The organism is Vibrio sp. La 4.2.2, from assembly GCF_027586995.1.
In the GTDB taxonomy this organism is placed as follows: Bacteria; Pseudomonadota; Gammaproteobacteria; order Enterobacterales; family Vibrionaceae; genus Vibrio; species Vibrio mediterranei.
The window spans coordinates 682,148-706,474 of record NZ_JAPPTJ010000001.1 but is presented as its reverse complement, the minus strand read 5'-3'; the positions used below and the strand labels follow the sequence as shown (position 1 = coordinate 706,474).

At 43.0% G+C, this 24,327-nt stretch carries 16 protein-coding genes; 6 read left to right on the top strand and 10 right to left on the bottom strand.

Annotated elements, in window-relative coordinates:
* Nucleotides 1-10,704 (top strand): VCBS domain-containing protein (locus OH456_RS03170; RefSeq protein ID WP_270032773.1); only part of this gene is annotated, 10,704 nt, incomplete at its 5' end.
* Between the two features lie 69 nt (nucleotides 10,705-10,773).
* Here the strand turns inward: OH456_RS03170 and sstT are convergent.
* Nucleotides 10,774-11,991 carry a serine/threonine transporter SstT gene (gene sstT / locus OH456_RS03165; RefSeq protein WP_006070241.1) on the bottom strand — a complete coding sequence of 406 codons (1,218 nt, stop codon included), beginning with the start codon at nucleotides 11,989-11,991 and terminating at the stop codon, nucleotides 10,774-10,776.
* Nucleotides 11,992-12,579: 588 nt separating this feature from the next.
* Here sstT and OH456_RS03160 point away from each other — a divergent pair.
* The gene (locus tag OH456_RS03160) at nucleotides 12,580-13,104 is read left to right on the top strand and encodes a CueP family metal-binding protein (RefSeq protein WP_006070239.1); all 525 of its coding nucleotides are present in this window, start codon (nucleotides 12,580-12,582) and stop codon (nucleotides 13,102-13,104) included.
* Nucleotides 13,105-13,173: 69 nt separating this feature from the next.
* Here OH456_RS03160 and rsgA read toward each other — a convergent pair whose 3' ends face one another.
* The 5 genes from rsgA to hpf form a co-directional block, all read right to left on the bottom strand.
* Nucleotides 13,174-14,229, bottom strand: coding sequence for a ribosome small subunit-dependent GTPase A (gene rsgA / locus OH456_RS03155; protein ID WP_198558623.1), 1,056 nt, complete (start codon nucleotides 14,227-14,229; stop codon nucleotides 13,174-13,176).
* A gap of 539 nt (nucleotides 14,230-14,768) precedes the next feature.
* On the bottom strand, nucleotides 14,769-15,266 hold the full coding sequence (locus tag OH456_RS03150; RefSeq protein ID WP_038230861.1) for a DUF1269 domain-containing protein: 498 nt from the start codon (nucleotides 15,264-15,266) through the stop codon (nucleotides 14,769-14,771).
* Nucleotides 15,267-15,275: 9 nt separating this feature from the next.
* A complete protein-coding gene (locus OH456_RS03145; protein ID WP_038221944.1) occupies nucleotides 15,276-15,671 on the bottom strand; it encodes an HdeA/HdeB family chaperone in 396 nt (131 codons plus the stop codon).
* A gap of 12 nt (nucleotides 15,672-15,683) precedes the next feature.
* The gene (locus OH456_RS03140) at nucleotides 15,684-16,355 is read right to left on the bottom strand and encodes a ferritin family protein (RefSeq protein ID WP_006070235.1); all 672 of its coding nucleotides are present in this window, start codon (nucleotides 16,353-16,355) and stop codon (nucleotides 15,684-15,686) included.
* Nucleotides 16,356-16,365: 10 nt separating this feature from the next.
* Nucleotides 16,366-16,683: a ribosome hibernation-promoting factor, HPF/YfiA family gene (hpf, locus tag OH456_RS03135; protein WP_270032772.1), complete on the bottom strand. Its 318-nt coding sequence runs from the start codon at nucleotides 16,681-16,683 to the stop codon at nucleotides 16,366-16,368.
* 331 nt (nucleotides 16,684-17,014) lie between these two features.
* Between hpf and OH456_RS03130 the strand changes: the two genes are divergently transcribed.
* Both OH456_RS03130 and OH456_RS03125 read left to right on the top strand, forming a co-directional pair.
* Nucleotides 17,015-17,440: a universal stress protein gene (locus tag OH456_RS03130; RefSeq protein WP_270032771.1), complete on the top strand. Its 426-nt coding sequence runs from the start codon at nucleotides 17,015-17,017 to the stop codon at nucleotides 17,438-17,440.
* Between the two features lie 264 nt (nucleotides 17,441-17,704).
* Nucleotides 17,705-17,929 (top strand): hypothetical protein, encoded by a 225-nt coding sequence (locus OH456_RS03125; RefSeq protein ID WP_006070232.1) that lies wholly within the window; start codon nucleotides 17,705-17,707, stop codon nucleotides 17,927-17,929.
* A 124-nt stretch (nucleotides 17,930-18,053) separates the two neighbouring features.
* On the opposite strand, the gene OH456_RS03120 is transcribed toward OH456_RS03125, so the two are convergent.
* From OH456_RS03120 to OH456_RS03110, 3 genes are all read right to left on the bottom strand, one after another.
* Entirely contained in the window at nucleotides 18,054-18,422 is a 369-nt protein-coding gene (locus tag OH456_RS03120; RefSeq protein ID WP_270032770.1) for a hypothetical protein, read from the bottom strand.
* Between the two features lie 86 nt (nucleotides 18,423-18,508).
* A complete protein-coding gene (gene tolC, locus OH456_RS03115; protein ID WP_270032769.1) occupies nucleotides 18,509-19,831 on the bottom strand; it encodes an outer membrane channel protein TolC in 1,323 nt (440 codons plus the stop codon).
* A 42-nt stretch (nucleotides 19,832-19,873) separates the two neighbouring features.
* Nucleotides 19,874-20,746 carry an RNA polymerase factor sigma-32 gene (locus tag OH456_RS03110; protein WP_006070229.1) on the bottom strand — a complete coding sequence of 291 codons (873 nt, stop codon included), beginning with the start codon at nucleotides 20,744-20,746 and terminating at the stop codon, nucleotides 19,874-19,876.
* Between the two features lie 293 nt (nucleotides 20,747-21,039).
* On the opposite strand from OH456_RS03110, the gene OH456_RS03105 reads away from it, so the two are divergent.
* Both OH456_RS03105 and OH456_RS03100 read left to right on the top strand, forming a co-directional pair.
* Nucleotides 21,040-21,444 carry a hypothetical protein gene (locus OH456_RS03105; RefSeq protein WP_006070228.1) on the top strand — a complete coding sequence of 135 codons (405 nt, stop codon included), beginning with the start codon at nucleotides 21,040-21,042 and terminating at the stop codon, nucleotides 21,442-21,444.
* Nucleotides 21,445-21,522: 78 nt separating this feature from the next.
* A complete protein-coding gene (locus tag OH456_RS03100) occupies nucleotides 21,523-22,581 on the top strand; it encodes a hypothetical protein (protein WP_270032768.1) in 1,059 nt (352 codons plus the stop codon).
* 65 nt (nucleotides 22,582-22,646) lie between these two features.
* Here the strand turns inward: OH456_RS03100 and OH456_RS03095 are convergent, their stop codons facing one another.
* Nucleotides 22,647-24,236, bottom strand: a complete 1,590-nt coding sequence (locus OH456_RS03095; protein ID WP_096443790.1) for a winged helix-turn-helix domain-containing protein — start codon at nucleotides 24,234-24,236, stop codon at nucleotides 22,647-22,649.
* Nucleotides 24,237-24,327 lie beyond the last annotated feature (91 nt).

The window sequence follows — 24,327 nt, the reverse complement described above, 5'->3', positions numbered from 1 at the left end:
ACGACTGAGACGCAAGCACTCAAAGAAGGCGAAACTAAAGACGTTAACTTTACGGTCAAAGTGACCGATGAGTTTGGTGCGGTGAACACTGAAACGGTGACCATTACTATTACCGGTACCAACGATGCTGCGACTATTGGTGGTAATAGCGTAACGGCGGGAGCGGTGAAAGAAGCGGGCCATGAAGATGATGGCACCGTGGTATCTGGCACGCCAAGTGCAACGGGTACTATTGAAGCCACTGACGTGGATGCCGACTCCGTTCTGGCATTTAGCGCCGAAGGCAGCAGCAACTACGGTAGCTTCGCTATCGATCCGGTGACGGGTAAATGGACGTTCACTTTAGATAACAACTCAGACGCTACCCAAGAGCTGAAAGAAGGCCAATCGGAAGACGTCATTTTCACGGTGAAAGTGACCGACGATAAAGGGGCAGTGACTGAGCAAGCCGTGACCATCACCATTACGGGTACCAACGACCAGCCAACATTTAATGCCAGCAGTAAGTTTGTTGGTGCTGTGACTGAAGCGGGCCATGATGACGATGGCAATGTTATATCAGGTACACCAACGGCTACCGGTACCTTGACTGCGGATGATGTAGACGCTGATGCACAGTTGAAGTTTGCTGTGGACAATGGCGACAGTCCTTACGGCAAACTTGTGGTGCAAGAAAGTGGTCAATGGACCTTTACGCTAGATAACACCACGACTGAGACGCAAGCACTTAAAGAAGGTGAAACTAAAGACGTTAGCTTTACGGTCAAAGTGACCGATGAGTTTGGTGCGGTGAGCACCGAAACGGTGACCATCACTATAACGGGTACCAATGATCAACCAACCTTTACTTCAAGCAGTACTCTCGCAGCTACCGTTACTGAAGCTGGGCATACGGACTCTGGTGTTACGGTGCCTGGAACGGATGTCGCAACTGGGACGTTAGTTGGTACTGATGTTGACGCAGATAGCACGCTGACATATTACATCGAGAATGGTATTAGCGATTATGGAAACATGGTTGTGTTGCCGGATGGTCGATGGACCTTTACGCTGAACAATAATTCAGAGCAAACTCAAGCTCTGAAAGAAGGGCAGACAAAAGACGTCAACTTTACAGTGACAGTTCGCGATGAGCACGGTGCTATTAATAATGAAGTGGTGACCATTTCTATCAAAGGTACCAATGACAAACCAACCTTTGTTGACACGAGTGAGTTATCGGGCAATGTTATTGAATCAGGGCATTTGGACAATGGAACGGCTGTTCCAGGAACTCCATCTGCGTCTGGTCAGTTGCATGCAGAAGATATTGATGCAGATGCTAAGTTAACCTTCTCTGTTGAAAATGGAGCAACGGGTTATGGCAATTTAGTGGTTCAACCAAATGGCCAATGGACATTTGCACTAGATAATAACTCCTCGCTAACTCAGGCGCTAAGAGAAAATGAAACTAAAGAGTTGTCTTTTACCGTAAAAGTCACGGATGAATTTGGCGCGACTGATACTGAAGTCGTCAAAATTACCATCACAGGTACTAATGATAAACCAACGATAACCCAATCAAGTGATCTGTCTGGCGATGTAAAAGAAGCAGGACATCAAGATGATGGCACGCCAGTTACTGGTACTGCAGAGGTTGAAGGCACGCTGATCGGTGCTGACGTAGATGCTGGCTCAAGCCTCACTTTCTCAATTGATGATGGTAGCAGTGACTATGGCACATTGGTTGTCGACGATGATGGTGACTGGAAGTTTACTCTAGATAATACGTCTTCTCAGGTACAGTCTTTGAAAGAAGGTCAGAGCCACGATGTTACTTTCACTGTGAAAGTACGGGATGAATTAGGCGCGATTAACACTGAAACCGTCACCATTACCGTTAAGGGCACGAATGACCAACCGACATTTACTAGTTCTAGTGTTCTTAATGGGGCTGTCACAGAGGCCGGACACTTAGATGACGGAACGGTTGTTGCGGGTGTCGCCGTTGCTGCTGGTACATTGACTGCGACAGATGTTGATGCGGATGCTCAGCTTAAGTTCTCAGTGGATAATGGAAGCAATGATTATGGTGAATTGGTTGTTCAGGAAAATGGCCAATGGAAGTTTACATTAGACAACAACTCTGTACATACACAAGCACTGAGAGAAAATGAAACTAAAGAGCTTTCATTTACGGTTAAGGTCACTGATGAGTTTGGTGCAGTAAATACCGAAGTCGTCAAAATCAATATTACAGGGACCAATGATCAACCACAGATCACTAGCGCTAGCAATCTGACCGGCACTGTAATTGAGGCCGGAAATAATGATGACGGTACGATTGTTTCCGGAGTCACTCAAGCGACAGGTACGTTGGTTGGCTCTGATGCAGATGCCGGCAGTAATCTAACGTACTACGTCAATGACGGTAGTAGTGACTTTGGTAACTTAGTTGTTTTACCAGATGGCCAATGGACCTTTACATTAGATAATAACTCTCCCGAAACTCAGGCGCTCAAAGAGGGACAAACTCAGGATATTCACTTTACCGTTACGGTAAGAGATGAGTTGGGTGCGCTAAATACTGAAGTCATTACTATTTCGGTAAAAGGTACTAACGATCAACCCACGTTCACCAATGCAAGTGACTTAAGTGGTTCGGTGGTCGAGGCCGGAAATTTAGATGACGGAACTTCTGTAGCTGGTACACGAATTGCCACTGGTACATTACACGGTACTGATATCGATGCCGATGCACAGTTGACTTTCTCTGTCGACAACGGTTCAACACCATACGGAAACCTTGTAGTTCAACCTGATGGTCAGTGGAAGTTCGTATTGAAGAATGGTTCGAAAGAAACCCAAGCTTTAAGAGAAGGTGAAACTAAAGAACTTACGTTCAATGTTAAAGTGACCGATGAGTTCGGAGCAGTGAGTACAGAAGTCGTATCCATTGATATTACGGGTACCAATGACGCACCGAAAATTAAAATCAATGGCAATACTAACTTAGTCGAAGATGGTGTTGAATCTCGCTCGGGAGCTTTGAAAGATGGAGACCCTGATGCTAACGATGACCATACTTGGGAAATTACTGATAGTAACGGTGGTGTTGGTGAGTACGGTACTCTGACTATTTTTGAGAATGCCAATGGTGTCACCAAATGGCGATACGATCTTGAAACGTCCAGCGCTCAAAGTGGCAAAGTACAAGCATTGGCTCATGGTGAAGTAGTTACGGAAACATTTACCATCAAAGTGACCGATGAGTTTGGTGCCGTTAATGAAAAAACCATCACTCTAAATATCACGGGGACCAACGATCAGCCAGTCATTAATGGAGACTTTGTAGGTAGTGTTACCGAAGATGATTTCCCTAGCAATGACCCCTCTCAGCCTATCAAATTTGTCGGCCAGCTTGATCCAGGAGATGTCGATACCAATGACACACATTCATGGTCTTTGAATACCGGGAAAGGACAGTTCGGTAACATTTCTATCGATCCAGTGACTGGTGAATGGACTTACACCCTCAATAATAGCAACCCGTCTGTGCAAGCATTGAGACCGGGAGATACACCGCTAACGGAAACCTTCACCGTCACGGTTAAAGACAGCTCAGGTCAATCCAATGGTTCTGATACTCAAACCATTACTATCAATATTTCTGGAACGAATGATGCTCCAGAACTTGCGGGTACTACAACTGGTAGTGTTATCGAAGACACTCCAGGACGTGAAGTGGCGACGGGTAACCTTGCCGTATCTGACATTGATTCTAGTGATACTCATTCTTGGCAGGTTCAGGGTGAGAATCCAGTCAATGGGAAAGCGACGGGTACCTACGGTCAGCTGTCGGTTGATGATAATGGTAAGTGGACTTACGAGCTCGACAGTGACTCACTGGCTACTCGCTCAATACCACCAGGCATGACGGTAACAGATACTTTCCAAGTTGTTGTAACGGACGCTGGCGGTTTAACAGACACGATTACTGTTACGGTATCCGTTGCGGGCACCAACAGTGAACCAGAAATTGTTGTTAAACCTGAATATACCGTTATAGAAGATGGAGCCGCTCTGAGTGGAACGATCATTGCGGGTATTCCGACCCAAGATCAACTAGATAACAATGTTATCGGTGGTGGTGATCCAGATCAGGGTGAAATCGTCTCTTGGAGTGTATTGCAAAGTGGTCAATACGGTACTTTCAGTATTGATGAAGCCACAGGTACGTGGACTTATGTGCTGAACAATAACCACCCAGATGTGGACTCGCTTGATAAGGGAGACATATTACCTGGTGGTGACACTGTTCAGATTCGGGTTAGAGATAAGTATGGTGTTGAGTCGATTCAAGAAATCAAGATTGTTATCGAAGGTGAAAATGACGCACCGAACATCACTGGCGCTCAAAATAAGGTTATTTTTGAAGATGCTATAGAAGCGGGTCAATATACAACATCGGGTCAATTAAGTTCTGGTGATGTTGATGCGGACGATGTTCATCAATGGGAAATCAGTGATTCGAACAACGGTCGTGGTGAATATGGCACGCTTACAATGGGCTCGAATGGTAAGTGGACGTTTACCTATGACCAACAAAGCAAGCTTTCTGAAATCCGAGCATTGAAACCTGGGCAGATTGTTACCGATGTTTTTGAAGTGAAAGTAACTGATAGTCAAGGCGCTACTTCTGTTGAAACCGTTACGATTCAAATTGAAGGCCAGAATGACGCACCAGTTGTCACAGGAGACGTGTCCGCTACTTATGTAGAGGACAATGGAACAGATGATACCAGCGATGACTCTACACCAATTGAGGGACAATTAGTTCTTACTGATTATGACAATGACGATAAAGCCGAAGTGGTTATTTCTTCAGGACAAAGTCACAACGTCTATAACGGTTTAAGTGGTGAGCTCTCAATCGATAAAGATGGTAAATGGTCATTTGTACCAAAAAATGATGTTTTACAATCGCTTGCCGAGGGTGAAACCGAGACGGAAGTCTTTACCATTTTGGTGACAGATAGAAATGGTGCAACAGTTACCCAAGATATTACGATTACGATTGAAGGCCGAAATGATGTACCAGTTATTTCAGGTGAATCAACAGGTACCGTAGTGGAAGATGGCACGGCAGCACAGTTTGGTATCGATCTTACGCGAACAGATGGTCAATTGTCTGCCGTTGATGTAGACAACAACAGTTCTATTGTAAGTTGGTCAATAGAGAGTAGTGGTGCATCGGGCAGCGCTCCTTCGGGTGTTGGCACGTATGGGACCTTGACTCTTGGCAATGACGGTAAATGGACTTACGTTCTTGATAATTCATTACCTGCGACGCAAGCATTGATTGCGGGTGAAACGGTACAAGAAAAATTCTATGTTGTTGCGACGGATAACGACGGCGGTGTTTCAAACCGTCAAGAAATCGTAATTGATGTTATAGGTCAACAAGATCCAGGTGATGGTTCTGGCAGCGGCGGTATCATTCCTGTTGATGTCTCCGAACTAGAAGTCACGGAAGATCAACAATTGGTTGATAGAGACTCTTTCATTTTCCCTATTCCACAAGGTGCGAACTTTATACCCGTAAACGGTGGTGTTTATGGGCAGCTTGTTAGAACGGCAACTGGCGGTTGGAAATATGAATTGGACAACGATTCTGTGCTTGTTCAAGGCCTTGATGAAGGTGAGACAGCAACTGAGTCATGGCGAATTGTTGTTGGTCCGTTCTACATAGACGTCAATGTCACGATTAATGGTTCTGCGGATAAACCAGAAATTACTTACAACACGGACATTACAAAACCTCAAGATGACACAGTATTGCTCGGAGAAGCGCACGAAGATGTGACAGATTCTATATCGGGTGTACTGGGTGTAGATGATGCTGATCTAGGTGATTCTCACGTATGGGCAGTAGAAGATATACAGGGTGAATATGGTACGTTAACCATCGACCCTGATACTGGTAAATGGACGTACGTACTGGATCCATCAAAAGAGCTTCCTGCCGAAAAAGAGGTGTTTGATACATTCTACGTAACCGTGACTGATACTGAAGCTGGTGAGGGAGCGAGTACTAAATCGGATCGCCGAGAAGTCCAAGTGAAGGTAATAGGGTCAGCTGAAAACTTCGAAAACCCTAACCCGAATGATGAAAAATATATCGTCAAGACTATCACTGCCAATGAAGACAATAGCGATAGTAATGAAACAGGTACAGGTCCTTCTGAGATTGTCATTAGCTCGGATAACGCAGGTGGGCCTTTGGTACTAGATCCGAGCATTGAGCTTGGAAGTCAGATTACCTGGACTTTAGTTGATGGCAATGGAACGTATGGCAGTATTGTCGTTAATGATGATGGTTCTTGGGTCTTTACATTAGATAATGACAGTAGAGCTGTGCAATCACTCCAAGAGGGAGAAACCAAGCACGATGTTTTTGAGGTTTACGCTGTAGACCAATACGGAAAAACTATTGTTGATGACAATGGTTTGCCACAAACACTCGAGATCGTTATTGATGTGAATGGTCAAAATGATGCGCCAACGCTCAAGGCTAATGTTGAAGAAACCATCGTTGCCGACGATGTTGATCAAACAATATCCGGAAAACTCGCTGTGACTGATATTGATACTCAAGATCAAGGGCATCATACATGGGTTGCTACACCTAACAACGTTAATAATGCCTATGGTACGTTGGTGTTTAATGCTGATGGTACATGGTCTTATAAAGTCGATCCAAATAACCCAGACATTATTGCGTTGGGTGCGAATGAAACTATTGAGCAGACTTGGACAGTCGTCGTTACTGACCCGAAAGGTGCAACCGCAACACAAACTCTAACCATTAACATTCAGGGTGAAAACCAAGCACCTACGATGACCACTGTTGATGGAACTGTGACTGAAGACGTCATCGATAGCGGTGGAACAACCGTATCAGTAACTAAGGCTATTGTATTGGATGATCTTGATACTAAAGATACTGTTACGTTAGACCCTACTAATTTGGATGGTACTTACGGCCACTTTACCGTTGACCCATCTACAAATACTTGGAAATACGTTCTATTCAACGACAAGCCTCATGTTCAATCATTAGGTGAAGGCGTCACGGTAACGGAAGAGTTCACAATACGCGCCACCGATCAATTCGGTGCTGAAGTTACTCAAAAAGTAGAAGTGACGGTAGTCGGTTCTAACGATCAACCAACCGTATCAGGCTCGGCTTCAGGCTCAGTAAGTGATGCTTTGGGTAGCACCGCGGCAGGTAAAGTCACGGTCTCCGATGTTGACGTTGGTGACACTCATACCTTCTCTGTAAAACAAGACTCAAATCTTGGTACGTTCACTGTTGATAACAACGGTAACTGGAAGTTCGTGGTTGACGAGAACAATCCAGAGATTAATGCGCTAGCCAAAGGGCAGACTAAAACTATTCAAGTGAGTGTTGTCGCGACAGATAGTTCTGGCGTAACGGCAACAGAAGAGTCCAATGAACATGTCATTAATATCACTATTGTCGGTACCAACGATGCACCGCAAATCGTGGATATTGGCGAACAAATGGCGACGGAAAACACCACGACGCAGCTTACTGGCAACTTTGACTCTGGTGATGTTGATACTGTTAATGTGGCGGATAGCCATCACTGGCAAGTAGTCTCTGGTGATCCAAGAGGCGAATTGACGGTCGATCCGGTGACCGGAGCTTGGACCTTTAATCTGACTGGTGATTTTGAATATTTATCAGAAGGTGAAACGCTGTCTAGTCCATTGAGCTATCAAGTGAAAGTCACGGATGAACACGGTGCCTCAGATACTATTACTGTCAATTTCCAAGTGACAGGTACCAACGATGCTCCAACCATTGTTGCTGCAAATACCGTTGCCACTGGAACCGTACATGAAGATCCAGCAGGCGCAGAATCTGGCACGGCTAATGGTGTGGTGACGATCGCTGATGTTGACCATAACGATACTCACAGCTATAGCTTGAGTAACTCCGGTATGGTGACGGAAATCCAAGGTACGTACGGTACGCTTAAGCTAATTGCAGGAGATACACCGGAAAGTGTCAAGTGGGAGTACGTACTAGACCAAGATAAAGCCAACAGTCTTAACGATGGTCCAGTCACTGAAAACTTTGACCTATTTATTGAGAGCTTGGTTGGTGGTGTGGCTCAAGGCGATGCAATCAAGCAGACAATTGAAGTCACGGTCGAAGGCCGTAACGACGCTGCGATAGTTGCTCCTGAGTCTCAAACTCATGCCGAGACCGATGCACCGCTGCAGATGTCAGGCAATCTCAATTCAACGGACGTCGATAACCCTGACGATACGTTTACGGTTCAAAACAATAAGCAAGGCACATACGGTACGTTTAGTATCGATGCCAACGGCGAATGGACGTTTGTGGCTAACCAAGCATTCAATTCTTTGAATGTTGGTCAAAGTGTTGAAGAAACCTTTGCTGTTACTACTATCGATGGAACGCCAACGAGTGTGACGGTGAAGATCGAGGGTACCAATGATGCCGCTACGGTAAGTGTTGGCTCTGTGGAGCGAGATGAAACGGATGCTCCATTGACAATTACCGATACCTTAACGTCTAGTGATGTTGATAACGCGGATAATACCTTTACGCCTAGCAGCAAAGTAGGGACGTACGGTACGTTCAGTATTGATGCCAATGGTGTTTGGACATTTGTTGCTAAAGAGTCATTTGATCATTTAAACGTCGGTCAAAGCGTCTCAGAAACGTTCGATGTCACCTCTGTTGATGGCACGCCATCGACTGTTACGGTGAAAATCAACGGTACCAACGATGCTGCAGACATTAGTGCTGCTACTGAGAACCTTACAGAAAGTAACAGCATACTAACGGCTAACGGGACGCTGACGGCAGATGACCCTGATAATGCAAATAACGTATTTGTTGCTCAAAATGGGACAGTGGGTAACTTAGGTACGTTTACCCTTACGGCAGCGGGCGTGTGGACATTCACCGCTAAGAGTAATTTCGATAACCTAGCAGAAGGTCAGAAAGCAGAAGAGAGCTTTACGGTGACTTCTATTGATGGCACTACCTCTGAGGTGAAGATAGTCATCACGGGTACTAATGATGCCGCTACAGTGAGCAGTGCAGATGTGACCTTGCAGGAAACAGACGCGGTGCTGAGTACAAGTGGTACGTTAACCTCTTTAGATATCGATAATCCTGACAATAAGTTCCAGGAACAGACCAATGTCGCAGGTAATCATGGTACGTTCTCTATCGATGCTGATGGAAACTGGACGTATATTGCAGACGAGTCATTCAATAGTTTAAATGTGGGCCAATCGGTCGATGATACCTTTAACGTGAAATCTGTGGATGGCACCGTATCGACAGTCAAAGTAACCATCCAAGGCACCAACGATGCGCCAAGCATCACTGGTGATTTTGCCAAAGGTGTTCAAGAAGGTGTGACTGATTCTGTGTCCGGAACAGTGAACATCACCGATGTGGATAGTGCTTCGGTGACTCGCTCGTTGCGTAACGGGACATTGAGTGGTGATACATTTACTGCAACAGGCCAGTATGGGACGCTTACATTCAACGTGGCGACTGGCGTGTGGGCGTACGTATTACTTACTGGCAGCAGTAATGCACTCACTGGAGACCAAACTGCTACAGAGACGTTCTATATTGAAGCTACAGATGGCGCTCCTGGTGGTGATAGCGTACAGCCAATTACCATCACAGTGACGGGGAACAAAGGTCAGATTGGCGATAGTTCGCTTGACGACATTCTTACCGCAACCTCGGATGATGAGTGGCTATTTGGTAACTCTATTCCTATTGGCGGTGGTACTAGTGTGGACACTGATTCGCAAGATACTTTCCGTTGGGAAACAGCGAGTCTCGCTGGAACGGATACGATTAAAGACTTTGATGTACGTGACTTTGCAGCCACTGATCCAAACGTGAAACATGATGTGGTTGACCTAACTGCAGTCGACTTTAAAGCTGACCAGCAATTAACAGACCAGTTGAGTGTGTCAGAGCAGTCTGGTGATACGGTTATTGAGATCAGTGATAGTGGGGCAGTGTTACAGTCTATTGTATTGGAAGGTGTGACACTGACATCGCTTCTAGGTGTTTCTCAACAGGAAGTGGACAGTATGACGCCAACTGAGGTGCTACTGGCTCTACATCAATCTGAGCAGCTCACGCTACCCGACCAAATTCGCATTGGTACAGGAGCATCTGAGACGTTAATTGGTACGGATGAGAGTGACATTATCTACGGCGGTGGCGGTAACGATATTCTTACCGGTGGAGACGGCTTTGATTTATTCTTGTTTACTGAGGAAGGTGCTGGCACCACAACCAACCCTGCAGAGCAAACCGTAACGGATTTCCATATTGGTGATGATAAGTTGGATATCTCTGACTTGTTGCCAGATCACGACAATTTAGGTGATTTGCTAGGAAACATTACCATTACGGTTAATGATGATCCGAACGACAACACTGATCCAGCGACAACAGTTATCAGTGTCACCAACAATGGTGAGCAAACGGATATCACTCTTGAGGGTATTGGATGGAATGACTTGGGTATTGCCGATAGTAATGTAATGACTGATCAAGGAAATCATCAGTCAGAGTTACTGAATCAGCTAGACCACTTGAGCATCATTAAGGTAGACCCGTAGAGACGGGTCATTATAAAACGAAAAAGGGCTGCGCGATGCGCAGCCCTTTGTTTTTGTTTGAGTACAATGTTAGCTCAATTTGTTCTGCTCTGCTTTACAAACCGCCGCAGTGAACACTACGTCTGTTGAGCTGTTCAGTGCTGTTTCTGCTGAATCCTGAATCACGCCGATAATAAAGCCAACAGCAACCACTTGCATCGCCACATCGTTCGAAATACCGAATAGACCACATGCTAGAGGGATGAGCAGTAGAGAACCACCTGCCACGCCTGATGCGCCGCATGCTGATACTGCAGCAACAATACTCAGTAGCAATGCTGTCAGGATATCAATTTCAATGCCCATAGTATGAACCGCTGCTAGTGTTAGCACAGTAATTGTAATCGCAGCACCAGCCATGTTAATGGTTGCACCTAGTGGAATAGAGACTGAATAGGTATCTTCATCTAGGTCTAATTTTTCACAGAGCGTCATGTTGACTGGAATGTTTGCCGCACTTGAACGAGTGAAGAAAGCCGTTACACCACTTTCACGAAGGCATTGGAATACAAGTGGATATGGATTCTCTTTGGTTTTTACATAAACGATGATTGGGTTCACAACAAGGGCAATGATCGCCATTGCAGTAAGTAGAACGAATAGTAGTTGCGCGTAACCAGCAAGTGCCGAAAAGCCCGTTGTTGCAAATGTATTAGCTACAAGACCAAAGATACCAAATGGCGCTAGGCGGATAATAAAGCGCACGATCTGTGAAACACCATGACTCAGGTCTTCGAACACTGCTTTTGTCGTATCAGATGCGTGGTGTAGTGCTAAACCTAGACCAATTGCCCAAGCTAGAATACCAATATAGTTCGCGTTCATTAACGCACTGACCGGGTTATCTACAAGCTTAAACAACAACGTGTGAAGGACTTCTGCAATACCTTGAGGTGGTGTTGCACCTTCTGCACCAGCAACGAGGGTGAGCTCCGTTGGGAAAAGGAAACTTAGTAATACCGCTGTCAATGATGCGGAGAAAGTACCAATTAGATATAACACCACGATTGGGCGCATGTGAGTGGTTTGGTTTTTCTTTTGATTAGCAATAGAAGCTGCAACAAGAATGAAGACTAAAATTGGGGCAACAGCTTTCAATGCTCCGACAAACAGGCTACCAAGCATTCCGAAGCTTTGAGCAGTTGAAGGAGAAGCGAGTGCGAGGATAACACCAAAAACGATACCCGCTAGGATCTGGAGAACCAGGTTGCCATTGGCATAGCGAGCTAACAAGCTAGAACTTTGCATTTTTTATCCCTGTATAAGTGGTGCCGGACCTAATGTCGTTTGACGACTCCTATTCGTTTAGATAAGAGTTTTCGACGAAGATTGGTCGGCTTTATTTTGTAAAAAAGTGTGTTTGCGCGTTTTATATTATCCATGCAAATTAATGTGTCTACATATAATTTATTTTTAGATAAAATTTGTGGTATTTGTTGCAATTTATAGTTTATTGTTTTGATAAATGTTACCAAGTTGATGTTTTTGTACAACGCAGTATTCAAAACATCAGCGTGATAATGAAAATTCTAGAGGGATTGTTGTGTGTCTCATCTGCCCAGTTCTACAGCCAATCCATTCGAAATGATCATAAATGGAATATCGTTTATCAGATGCTGGGTTGTTTTATATGAATTTTTATCAAAATTCTCTATTGACCCTCCCCTTAGGGTAAAGGTTAGTTTGGTTCGTAGGCTAACGACAGAAGGGGAACATCATGGGATGTTGTAATAAAGCGCCAGCAGGCGGCGGAGCAAGTATGGGCACTGCACTTAAATACATCGCAATCATTGGTGTGGTTGTATTCGCTCTTGCTTACTTCTTTGGGTGAATACGATGCGTAGATTAATCTTAGTTGCTTCAATGCTAGCGAGTTTTGGTGTGTTTGCGAGTCAAGGTTCAGAGTTTTCCAAACTGACACCTCATGAAGCGCTAGACGAGGCGAATGCTATGTTTCGTACTGGTGAAGCTTCTATTCAAGTGAAACCAACAAAGATTGTTGGACAGTTCAAAGATGGCAGCCTTGGGGCAGTGCCACTTGAGAAGGAGTTCCTAGTCTCAATTGCACCTTATCTAAACAAAATGCACCCTTGTGATATGCACTTACCGACGGGTTGTACAGGTGAGTTGCAAAACGAGAAAATGGGCGTCACCGTTTATGATAAGGATAGTCATCGGCAGCTCTTATTCAAAATGGCTAAAACCAATCCTAACGGATTCATTGACTTATGGTTACCTAGGGACCGAGAACACCTTGAGATTATAGTGAACTATAAAGGCAAGAAAGCAACCAAAGTGATAGGAACAAGTATTATGGATAATACGTGTATTACTGATATGAAATTAGAAAGTGTATCGTAAAGCTCTATCAAAAAAAGACCGCGTAAAAGCGGTCTTTTGATTCATATTTACAACGTTAAATGACTAATGCTAATAGCCTTTTTTACGATGTCGACTCTCGCTTTGAACAGAACGATAAAACTTGCCAAGTTGTTTGTCGTTACTTCTTTTCTCCGCTAATGAAGCGCTGTTTCTAGCTTGTTCTCGCATCAGTTTAAAGTAGTTATCTACGCGCCTTGCGTCGATATCTCCATTCTCAAGTGCTTTACGCACCGCGCAGCCGGGTTCATTGGTGTGTTGGCAATCACTAAATCGACACTGCTCGACCAAAAGTTCAACGTCACTAAACGTTTCTGCTAATCCCTCTTCACTCGAGGTTAGCTGAATTTCCCTCATTCCAGGGGTATCGAGTAACAAACCGCCTTCTGGCATCTTGTGCATCGAGCGAGACGTCGTAGTATGACGACCTTTGCTATCATCCTCACGAATTGACCCTGTTGCCTGTGTTTGGTCGTCCATCAGGCTGTTCACCAAGGTGGATTTACCTACGCCAGATGAGCCCATGAAGGCAACGGTTTGTCCTTTGCCACACCAAGAGCGCAATCCTTGTAACGTACCGCTATCCAGTGCGTTCACAGTTTCAATGATCAAGAATGGATCAAGCGCTTGTACTTGTTGTCGCTTGTCATCTACATCGTTACAGAGATCTGCTTTGGTTAGCACGATAACCGCTTCGGATCTCGCTTCATTCACCAGAGTGAGGTAACGCTCTATCCGACTTAGATTGAAGTCGTAATTGAGCGAACAAACAATAAAAACCGTGTCTACGTTGGCGGCAATGAATTGCTCATCTACTTTTGAACCAGGCGCTTTGCGACTGAACAAAGAACGGCGATCAAGAAGGCGAAGAAATCGATGTTGTTCATCGAGTAAAATCCAGTCACCAACCGTCATCTGAGGATAATGAATGTGATGTTCTAGATGGAACTCTTGTTGTTCCGTACAGACAACATATCCGCTGCGATGATGCGCAATGACGCGCCCTAGGACGATACCGTCGTATTCTTCTAATGTCAGTTGCTGTTGAAAAAATGTTTTCCAACCAAGTTCGTTAATTGAGATTGGATGGGTAAAAATAGAACTCATTGTTAGTACCTAAAAATACACAAAATATGCAATTTTAAATAGGGTCAGGTACTTACCGATGTAAGTGTGTGCGGGTGCACTAAGACCCCGGTAAAGGAACACCGGGTAAAGTATGATCGATTTCTAAACGAAATGAGAGTGTTGTTTGCTAATTAATTCGCTTTATTAAACCAACTTTACCAAGTGGGTACGCATTACAATCATCAAATTCCTCCAGATAGTGTTTGGTTAGGTGTCATCGTTAGCGATGATAGCACTAACATCAGAAAAGGCTAGTAGTTGATAATGCAGTGGCTATGGTTGGAGTAAAATTGTGACTTCAATTAGAAAGGTGTCAAACCATCATTAAGTAGAAATCACGGCTACCTAATGATGGTTCTCAACCTGTTTCAGTACGGGAGAGAGTGTAACTTTGTCATAGAGCAAAGGCATCAAATGGTGGTAAGTCATTTATAATTTAAATAACAAAAAAATAAAATGAAACATATCAAATGACTATAGCTAACATATAGGAGGTGCACATCCATGTGCCGATTGGATTAAAGTGTGCTGCCTTTGTGGTTTTGGACAAAGTTGCGTGCTTTTTTTAGTTGTTCACTTTCACCATCGAATACGACTAAGTACTTGTCAGTTTTGATGGCGGTTTCATATTTGACAATGGTGTCTTTTGGAATACCAATACTGGCTAATGCTCCACCGATGGCTGTTACTCCACCTGTTATTGCAGCGCCTTCAACAGCACCTGCAACAGCAGCCACAATGGGGCCAGCGGCAACAACCGCCCCGATACCCGGTAACCAAAATAAGCCAGAGCCCACAAGTGCGCCCCAAATCCCGCCCCAGAAGGCACCTGTTTTCCCCCAGTTTTTGACGCGGTCGCCTGTGTTGTAGAAACCGGTAGCGTGCTCTTCCGTTTCATAGCCCTTCCCAATGATAGATATGCACTCTATAGGAAATCCCTGGTCGACTAAGGTGGTTACAATATGTTTTGCATCCAGATGTGTGTGCGCAATTGCGACAACGTTAGAATTATTCATCATTGATACCTATAGTAATTTTTCGATTTGTTCCGATTTAGCATCAGCGAGCTGCTTTGCGACAACTTTGTGTACTCGTGCAGCAGGAGCTTTGTGGCATTGGTCGACGATTTCATCAATTTCAATAGCATCTAATTGAGTGATATCGAACACTTGCACTTCACTATTGGATTTATGATTCCATGCAACTAGGTAACCTAACGTTACAGGCATCAGGTCGTAGTCTAATTCGAGGAACTCTGAACACGTCATAGTAGACTCAAAACTAGCTGTAGCAATTGGCTGTGAAAGTGTCACTTCACCAGTGTTTTCTGGCTGAGCGTTGGCGGCATAAGCCAAAATCGTAACCAGAGAAAACAAGCCTACGACTCCCTCAAAAACGAGTTTTTTTATACGTTTACTCAAAATTACTCCTGGCTATAAAATCGCAATCCGGTGGCTAGTTTCCGCCATTCGTCTTTGATAAGTTTTATCATGGTGACAAACGGGACACTCATCGAATGCCTTGGGGCTGATGTGTGTGTGACCACACTTTTCACAAATCCATTCAGTTGGTATTAGGCTCTCGAATTCAAAACCTGACTCAAGTCGATAGAGTAAATTAGATAAACGCTCATCATGCGTTTTCTCAATCGCCCCTATATTAAGAAAGTGATCCGCGACTACTGAATCACCGTGCGAGTTGCAGAGTTCAGACAACTCAGGATAAAACGCGACAGATTCAAAACTTTCGCCATCGATGCTGTCTTTTAACGCAGCGGCAATATCGGTTAAGCGAGCTCCTAACGTGCGTTGTTCTATATGTTTGAAATGAAGTTTGGCGTGTACCAGTTCATTGGCGGCAATATGTGCAAGCTGATCAGCGATATGGTGATAGCCTGACTTTCGCGCGAGCTTCGAGTATAAGTTATACTTCGTAAACGCCACTGCCTCGCCTTCAAAGGCTTTCTTAAGATAGATAGAGACGCTATCCATCTCTTTCACTTGCATTGACTGCTGGCAACACGTCAATTGACCACCGCCAACACATGTCACTTCGACTTCATTGCCACACAGGTTGCAATGATATGTTTGGTATTTTTCTATCATTGGCAGACCGTTACATTGGTTCGTTGTGGTGATGGTTGTGATGTTTAGCAGACAGCTTAGTCTTGTGTTTTTCTAATGAGTGTAAAACTGCTTGGGTCGCTTCTTGCAGAGCAATTGCGAATGTCGCGTTAGACTTTTTGGTGAAGAACTGTTCATGATCGAGATGTACAGTAAGCTCAACTTCGAACAGACGATAACTCTCATGATAGATAATATGGCATTTTTCTTGATTGATAGAATGAAAGTGCCCTTGAATATGAGCAAACTTCTCTTCGATAAGTGTTTTCATAGATGGAGTGATATCAACGTGCATAGATGTGATTTGCATTTATATTTCCCATTAAAATAGATACGTGAGTATTAGTGTTTTTAGGTGAGGCAAAATATTAAAACAAACCGCTTACCTCTAAATCATTAGTAGGTAAACACTGTATAAATTAAAAATATTCATTTTAAAACAGTTGGTTACGTAGTCTTGTTGATGGGCGTTTAGCTTTTGTTTTGGTTTTTTAGGTTTTATTAAAAAAACAGTTCTTTCCAGTGGAAATACTATCAGGATATTATCGCTATCTTATTTATTAGATTCTTCCTCGTATTAACTTAAAGAATGTTTGGATTAAAAATCCACCAATCAATAGATTGAAAATTCTTGAGGTAATATGAAATACAGAAATATACTTTTAGCGATAGACTTCGAGCATAGTGACGCTGAGCTCATCAAAAATGCCACTGACCTAGCATTTAGCTTAGGAGCGACAATCAGTCTGGTTTACGTTCACCCAAATGTGGAATACAACCCATATTCTTTAGCATACTGGGGAGATATTTATAGAGAGTTTGTTGTCGAACTTGAGCAAAAACACGATACAAAGGAGCTGGAATTTATCGTGAGTGCCTACCCGATCTCGAAGGAAAATATCTACATTAAAAACGGTGATGTTAGCCGGGAGATGCATGCTGTAATCGAAATTGTGGACGCTGACCTGATTATACTGGGCAAGCATCATAGTGTGGTCAATATGGAAGGAACGTTAGAAAGAAGCATGCGAAGCGTAGCAGGTTTAGATGTGTTGCTCGTTTCTTAGGTTTAATTTGCCGCATGTTTTAACTCATTGATAAAAATGCGGTGAGCCACTGATCAACGCCTGTTCTCGTTTCTGTCGACTTCAGCCATATGGAAAAGCAGCATGTCATCTGTCTTATGGTTATGGAGACATCATCCGGCGTCAGTTTGGTTGAGTTCTCAAAATGGCAGTCATTTGTGGAAAAACATTAACTATCATGAAGTTAAATGTATTGAGAAAATTATTAGAACAATTGCTCTAAATACAATGTAAAGAGGTAAAGATATGTCGAGCGAAGTGGGCGTTGATGAACATATAATCTTAGGTGATTACTGCACGTGTACTAAAAGAATGAACAGTGAGCCCACTGAAGTATTGAATGAATGTGATGGTAATGCAATTGCTGTATTGTCCAAGAATACGTTAGTCTACTACGCAGTCCCGATTGGACTGTTTGAAAAGATGTTAGCGGCATATGATGCGAGTTTATTCAACTTAATTGGCAGCTAAGTCGATCATCGGCCTCGCAGGATGCGAGGCTATCGGAAACATCAATCCTATAATGCCGACTCTTCCTATCCATAAACCACCCAGCTCATTTACATCCATCTTTCTTGCATAATCCAACCCAACGTTAGTAAGTAATTTTTGCTGAACGCCTCGCCTTGCCGCTACTCAAAAATCGTAGAATTTTCTGAAGTTTAGAACGAAAAAACTGTTTAGCGGCTAACTTGTTTTCATATTTTTCGATTTTGTAATATAGCGACAGAAAAGCGTCTTCAATAGCATTATCGAGTAGCAAATCAGTGCGAAGGACATAGAAAGATTGTGTTTCTAAGTGCACCTTTAACGACACCTCATAATCACCAAAACCATTATGAAAGACGACCTCACAACGACTAAAGAGCAGGTCTAAATTACGGTCCACTAAGTGTTGATATTTATCTGCAATAAGTGATGTCGTTTTAGGTGGGAGCTGCACGTTTTTACTTGTTATTTTCATTGTTAATCCGAAGTTTTGTTCATGTTCCTTGTAGAAAACATGCCCATGCCAGTCAATGGATGGGCGTAATTGATGAAGGAACTGCTTTAGTTGACCTTCTTTAGTCCAGCATTGATGTCTACGATATCTTGCTCGCTCAAAGTTCCTATCGCTTGCTTGAGTTGCACTTGCGATAAAATGTATTGGTAGCGTGCGTCAGACAGGTTCTTATTTGCTTGATAGACGTTCTGAGTGCTCTCTAGAACATCGACGATAGTGCGCGTGCCAACATTAAAGCCTTCTTGAGTGGCGGTAAGGGCTGATTCCGCGGAGATAACTGACTGTTTATAGGCTTGGATAGAACCGATGGAAGAACGAATATTATTATTAATGGCTCGAACATCTTTCTGTACTTCTCTGAACGTCGATTCCAAATCTTGGCTCGCAGAAACAAATTGATATTCAGCCTGCTTGGCTTCAGATGTGATGCGTCCACCAGAGTACACTGGTAAATCGATCGAAATTCCTAGGTTAAATAGGTTTTCATCGTCATCCATTTGTGCACCCGTCACTGGGTCATTAGGTTCGTTATAGTTTTTTGTATAGCTATAGTTCGATGTCAGTGAAATAGTCGGCAGATGGCCAGATTGAGCGAGAGAGATCTGTTCCTTGGCAACATCTTTTTGAATGCGATTTGCCAAAAGATCTAAGTTCTCATTTGTCGCCTGTGCGACGAGTTGATCAGCGTTTTTACTTGGTAACGAAGTAGAGAATCGAGCAGTATCTAACACAGCCAAATTACTCGCTTGTCGTCCTGTAATGGCTCGCAACTCTTCATATTCGTTCTCGACATTGTTTTTGGCTTGGATTTCCTGAGCTAGAACACTGTCATATTGCGCTCGTGCATCTTGTACATCGGTGATTGGAGCAATACCAACATCAAAACGTTGTTCGGTTTGCATTAGTTGCTTTGCCACGGCCTGTTTCTCGGCTTGAATAAACCGTAGGTCATCTTCGGCACGCAATACATTAAAATACGCCTCGGCGACGTTATAGATGACTTGTTGCTGTGTAGACGCATAGCGTGCATCGGCTTCACGGGCACTTTTCTCCGAGATAGTGAGGGCTATCCAGCTGCTGCGATCATAAATGGATTGGGACAATCCTAAGCTCAGATCCGTGGTGCTTCCGTCGGTTGTGTGACGATCGCTATCTTGATACGCGTAGCCTGCTGTTAGGTCGATCTGAGGTAGTAGTGCACTTCGAGTAGAGTTAATGGCTTCAAAGGCAGAGTCTCTTTGTGCAGAAGCTTTAAGTAACTGAGGATCGTTTTGCTTAGCTAAGTCGTAGATTTCAGTCAAAGTATCCGCTTTTACCGAGCTAGCTATGGCTAATAAAATAAGCGGTGTAATTTTAAATGTGTTTTTCATTCTAATGCCGTAAAGGTAGTTAATATTGTTGTAATGACAGTGTTAGGCTGCGTTAGCCATCGGTATGTGACCCATTAGGTTCTTTAGCTTTGCTAACGTGGCGACTTCAATTTGACGAATTCGCTCAGCGGATAGTTGGTGCTTGTCTGCTAACTCTGAGAGTGTGGCTTTTTCGTTGGTTAGCCATCGATGAAAAATAATATCTTTGCTGCGCTCATCTAACTTTTGTATTGCAATCTTTAGCTCAGAAGATAGGTGGTTACTCCAATTTTCTTCTTCATGATTGTCTGCGAAATCGTCGCGATGCTCGCGAAAATAATTGTCTTCAGTATATGGGCAGTGAAATTCTTCATCATAATTATGACTTTCTAACTGTTTATCTTTATTAGATAGTCGTCCATCCATTACAAATACATCCCTCACTCGTACTTTTAGATTCTTCGCAATATCTTTCGCTTGTTCTTCACTTACCCAGCCAGAATCATTTTTGTGCTTTCTCAAGTTAAAAAATAATTTTCTCTGTTCTTTCGTTGTTGCAACTTTTACCATGCTCCAATTCTTGATTATGTATTCGTTAATTTCTGACTTTATCCAGTGAATAGCGAAAGAAACTAATCGAATTCCTCGAGCAGGGTTGAACTTCTTTATTGCTTTTATTAGTCCAACATTGCCAGCTTGAATAATGTCTAAAGTAGACATACCGTAGCCAACGAAATTTTTGGCAATGTAAGCAACATATCTTAAATGAGGCAGTATCAGCTCATTTAACGATTGTGAGCAATTTTCTGTAACTACTTTATTAGCTAGTGTCCTTTCTTTTTCTTCACTAAGTAATGGATACTTGCTAATTGAGCCTAAGTAGTGCGAGAGACTATCTTTAGACTCTGCATTGGTGAAATATGATGAAGCTGACATTTCTTCTCCGATGTATTTGTTGAATTAGAATTTTCGAGAAGTTTATGTCATGAGTTACCACTTGTAATCATGGATAAATTAGACTCTGCTATATTTTATTTTTTACATGTAAAACAATGGATTACTATGTGTTTTTATTGGGATTTTATCGCCTCTTTATGAGGTTTTATCTAGCTGATTTATGATTTTTATGAGGTTTAAAAAGCTATTATTTAACCTTTATTTTACGTTGATTTTTGTAGCGGAATTTTCAGTTAGAGTAGTTGTAAATCAACCAACAAGCTGGAATTAACATGAAAAGTCTAAAGCTAACTCTCCTTATCGGTTTAATTATTTCTCCTCAAGTATTTGCCGATAATCTAATCATCGATACAAAAGGTATTGACCAAGAGAAATACAGTGCAGATATGTATCAATGTCAACAATTAAGTGACCAAGTACAACAGCAAAATGTTGAAGGTACAGGACGCACTACGATTAAACATATGGGACGTGCTGCTGCCTTAGGTGCTGGTGCAGCCGCAATTGGTGGTGGTTCTGGTTCAGAAGGCGCAGGAATTGGCGCAGGAATTGGTTTAGTAACAGGTGTATTAGGCAGTTCTGCTGAAAAACAACAAGCTGAAGCGAATTACCAAAGTGAGAAAGATACCGTTATGCGCAATTGTATGAAAGAGCGTGGTTACACAATTCTTAACTAATCTCAGTTTTCAATATATTTGTGAGTACTAAATAACATACATGATCACGATATATTAACCATTATAAGAGTAATCAGAATGAAAAAGGCAGTATTGTCGACACTTCTTCTCGCCATTATTTCTTCACCGAGTTATGCGGATAGCACAATTCTAAATAATGAAGATATTTGGTTGCAATCGAGAGAGGATATTAAGCAGGCACGAAGAGAAGCGAGAAATGCAACACGAACTGGCGATGTTGTAGCAACTAAAGAGCTAACAGAACAGAAAAAGCTCGATAGGAAATGGCAACATGCGCTTCCATTTTACGCTCAGAATGCAATTGACCTGGGCTTTGATTTACCGTTGCCTTTTTCATTGTCGATTATTCCTACTTATACTGAGCAGAATATTGGCTTTAATAATCTAAATGTTAATGTAGGAAATGTGTCATTAGGTGATGTGGTTGATTTAAACCAAATCGACTTTGGCAATCCTGATGTCAAAACTGCGACATTGCAACTAAGAGCAGCCGCTTGGTTATTTCCATTCATGCAAGTAGGCGCCCATGTAGGGCGTTTTGATGGTAATACGGATCTTAATGTAACAATACCTGGCTCGGTGTTCCCTGGTACGTTATCTGACAAGTTAGCGAATTCTAAAGTGACGTGTAACCGCTTCAATGACTACTGTGGTGACAAGTTATCGAATGCATTGAACAACCTACCCTCTCTATCTTTTTCTCCAGAATTTAAGGGTTGGAACTATGGAATATCGACGAACTTTGTTGCTGGTTTTGGAGAATACTTTGGTGTGTTACCAATCAGTTATACATGGTCTCAAACTGATGATGGTCGTACATCGAGTCAAACCATTGCTGTGAGCCCTCGTGTAGGACGGTCTTATCACATTGAAAACTGGGGTCTATTTAGTCCATACATTGGTGTTTCGTATATGAATAACACCGGTACAACAAGTGAAACAGATGCGTTAGATATCCAAGGCTTGAGTTACAGCATTGATCAGTACAATACGAATGATTGGTCAGGCATTGTTGGCTTTAACTGGAACTTAGCGAGAAGCTATGGTGTCTCCGCTGAGGCTAATATTGGTGAAGGTCGAAAAAGCGTAATGGCTATGTTGACCTATCGATGGTAGTGATTGTTCCAAATCCTCCGTAAATAGAAGGGCAGTGTGGTATTAACCACGCTGCCCTTTTTGACTTATACTGCGTCATTCTCGCTTAAGCTTGTTTCTACCTTTTTCTTGATATCGGAAAGGTCGCTATTGAAGAACAACACTTCAGATAGATTTAGAACTTGAATAGTTGAGGACTCTAGGACAGCGTGGTAATAGAACTCTTCAGCCGCGTCTCTGTTGCCTGTTAGTTCTGAGGCTTTCGCATTTAAAATATAGAAAAACACAGTGCGCCGTTCATGAGGAATGGTTTGTAATATGGTCTTCGCTTGCAATGGTTCATCGTTGGTCAACGCCATCATAGCACTAGCTTCAAGAACTCTTGGCGTAGTTTGATTGGCGCTAGCAAACTGTTCAAACTTCAGCAAAGTCTCTGTGTTTAACTGCTCTAGATATTGTGCCATGTTGTGTGGCGGATCAAGGTACATTCTAGATACGTTAAAAATATAGCCGGTAGCGACAACGTAAGGGTTGTCTGGCGAAAGTTTTTTGGCCTCTTCAATGAGCTCAATGGCTCTGGTATGAGTATAGTCATGATAAGACGCGCCAATAGACGTCAAAGCTGACTCAATTGATGCAGCTTCGTTAGGAAGTTCATCGACCAAATCCGCGATTAGTGACTTTTCAATTTCGATATTAAATGAATCCAACAAATCGTCTAACGACTTTTTCAAAGACGGCTTCAGCATGTCTTCTGTAACTCGATATTTGCGATCAAGATGTTTATGGCCAGATATGCGATTCACGTATTCAATTTCAATGTAGTCTTGGTTATCGCGTTTGGATGCTGCAAATTTAAGTTCATTTGCCGCTACTTTAGATGCTGGACCGTCATAGATGACACGATAATCCTTATAGGTTTTAAGCAGTTCCAAAAGCTTTTTAGTAAACCCTACTTTCAGATCATCGCGTAGGACTCCATCTTCAAGAATGACGTGAATATAACGAGGTTCAAGAGATAGGTAACTTGGTGTGGCAATGGGCTCGATGACTTTTGCAGCGGCTCGATCATTTTGCTTTACGTGCAGATAGCTTGCACCCACACCTATGCCGATAACGAGTAATGCCGCGGTTGCAATCCAGCGCTTCCTAAAACCAGTTTTCTTTGTTGCAGTTTGCATGGCGGGGCGTTGACGTACTGGCTCAGCCGCAGAGGCTTCGACTTCCGTGCTTGCTCCTGCTTCAGGGAGAACAATATCGGTTGTTTCAGGTGCCGACTCGTCTCGCAAAACATCAATTTTTTCAGAGACAGAATCAGTGGTTTCGATGACAGGTTGAGGTGTTTCTATGACTTTTTCAACAGTCGCATCGAGCTTATATCCACGTTTTGGAACCGTGACAATGTAGCCATATGGGTGGTTGCCGTGCTGTTTGAGTATCTTCCTTAGCTCAAAAATAGCTTGAGTGATAACTTGGTCTGTTAGGATTGACCCGTTCCACACTTCGTTAATAAGTTCGTCTCTTGAGAACACGGTGTCGGGATTTTCACATAAGAAGTGAAAAAGCTTGGATAGCCTGTTATCAATGACGATATCTTCTCCATGCAAAACGAACTTGTCTTCGTATGGATAAAACACCCAATCATCTATTTTAAATTGTATTTTTTGATTTTTCATAGACCATTCATAACTTACTGTATCTAATAAAGAAGTATTGGATAGTATTGGTGAAAATACAAAAAAAACCTCGATACATTTTTGTAACGAG

What these genes read in the sequence shown, in the direction of transcription:
- OH456_RS03110 (WP_006070229.1), bottom strand. Translation starts at nt 20,746, where the DNA reads ATGTCAGCTTCATCATATTTCACCAATGCAGAGTCTAAAGATAGTCTC.
- OH456_RS03125 (WP_006070232.1), top strand. Translation starts at nt 17,705, where the DNA reads ATGTCGAGCGAAGTGGGCGTTGATGAACATATAATCTTAGGTGATTAC.
- sstT (WP_006070241.1), bottom strand. Translation starts at nt 11,991, where the DNA reads ATGCAAAGTTCTAGCTTGTTAGCTCGCTATGCCAATGGCAACCTGGTT.
- tolC (WP_270032769.1), bottom strand. Translation starts at nt 19,831, where the DNA reads ATGAAAAACACATTTAAAATTACACCGCTTATTTTATTAGCCATAGCT.
- rsgA (WP_198558623.1), bottom strand. Translation starts at nt 14,229, where the DNA reads ATGAGTTCTATTTTTACCCATCCAATCTCAATTAACGAACTTGGTTGG.
- OH456_RS03150 (WP_038230861.1), bottom strand. Translation starts at nt 15,266, where the DNA reads ATGAATAATTCTAACGTTGTCGCAATTGCGCACACACATCTGGATGCA.
- hpf (WP_270032772.1), bottom strand. Translation starts at nt 16,683, where the DNA reads ATGCAAATCACATCTATGCACGTTGATATCACTCCATCTATGAAAACA.
- OH456_RS03095 (WP_096443790.1), bottom strand. Translation starts at nt 24,236, where the DNA reads ATGAAAAATCAAAAAATACAATTTAAAATAGATGATTGGGTGTTTTAT.
- OH456_RS03160 (WP_006070239.1), top strand. Translation starts at nt 12,580, where the DNA reads ATGCGTAGATTAATCTTAGTTGCTTCAATGCTAGCGAGTTTTGGTGTG.
- OH456_RS03130 (WP_270032771.1), top strand. Translation starts at nt 17,015, where the DNA reads ATGAAATACAGAAATATACTTTTAGCGATAGACTTCGAGCATAGTGAC.
- OH456_RS03100 (WP_270032768.1), top strand. Translation starts at nt 21,523, where the DNA reads ATGAAAAAGGCAGTATTGTCGACACTTCTTCTCGCCATTATTTCTTCA.
- OH456_RS03140 (WP_006070235.1), bottom strand. Translation starts at nt 16,355, where the DNA reads ATGATAGAAAAATACCAAACATATCATTGCAACCTGTGTGGCAATGAA.
- OH456_RS03105 (WP_006070228.1), top strand. Translation starts at nt 21,040, where the DNA reads ATGAAAAGTCTAAAGCTAACTCTCCTTATCGGTTTAATTATTTCTCCT.
- OH456_RS03120 (WP_270032770.1), bottom strand. Translation starts at nt 18,422, where the DNA reads ATGAAAATAACAAGTAAAAACGTGCAGCTCCCACCTAAAACGACATCA.